Here is a 947-nt window from a genome sequence, read left to right on the forward strand (position 1 = left end):
GACCCATTGTTAGGAGGTCCATTGGCAGGTCCAATAAGTGGAGATACTGATGGAGACGGTGAACTTGATGTAACTGAAACTTGGATTTACGAAGCGAGTTACACAATCACCCAAGTAGATATTGATGCTGGTGAAGTATTGAACCAAGCGACAGCTACTGGAACAGCTCCAGACCAAAGTACGGTATCCGATTTATCAGGATCGACTATTGGAAACGACGACCCAACAGTTATCGAACTTTGTCAAAACCCTGCAATTGCAATTGTAAAAACAGGAGTATTTAATGACGAGAATGGTGATGCATGTGCTAATGTTGATGAGACTATCACATACACTTTCACAGTTACTAACTTAGGAAATGTAAGTCTGTCTAACATAATAGTAGACGACCCATTATTAGGAGGTCCATTGGCAGGTCCATTAAGTGGAGATACTGATGGCGATGGAGAGTTAGATGTAACAGAAACTTGGATATACGAAGCGAGCTACACAATCACCCAAGCGGATATTGATGCTGGTGAAGTAGTAAACCAAGCGACTGCAACTGGAACAGCTCCAGACCAAAGTACTGTATCCGATTTATCAGGATCGACAATTGAAAACGATGATCCAACGATAATAGACCTATGTCAGAAACCTGAAATTGCAATTGTAAAAACAGGAGTCTTTAATGACGAAAACGGTGATGCATGCGCTAATGTTGATGAGACAATCACATACACTTTCACAGTTACTAACTTAGGAAATGTAAGTCTGTCTAACATAATAGTAGACGACCCATTATTAGGAGGTCCAATAGCGGGTCCATTAAGTGGAGATACTGATGGCGATGGAGAGTTAGATGTAACAGAAACTTGGATATACGAAGCGAGCTACACAATCACCCAAGCAGATATTGATGCTGGTGAAGTAGTAAACCAAGCGACTGCTATGGGAACAGCTCCAGA

1 protein-coding gene is annotated in these 947 nt (G+C 41.6%); it reads left to right on the forward strand.

The annotated features are described in order from the left end of the window. Positions 1-947 (forward strand): DUF7507 domain-containing protein (locus K8344_RS13930; RefSeq protein ID WP_420908359.1); only part of this gene is annotated, 947 nt, incomplete at both ends.

Source organism: Aequorivita xiaoshiensis (genome assembly GCF_022008395.1).
Lineage (GTDB): Bacteria > Bacteroidota > Bacteroidia > Flavobacteriales > Flavobacteriaceae > Aequorivita > Aequorivita xiaoshiensis.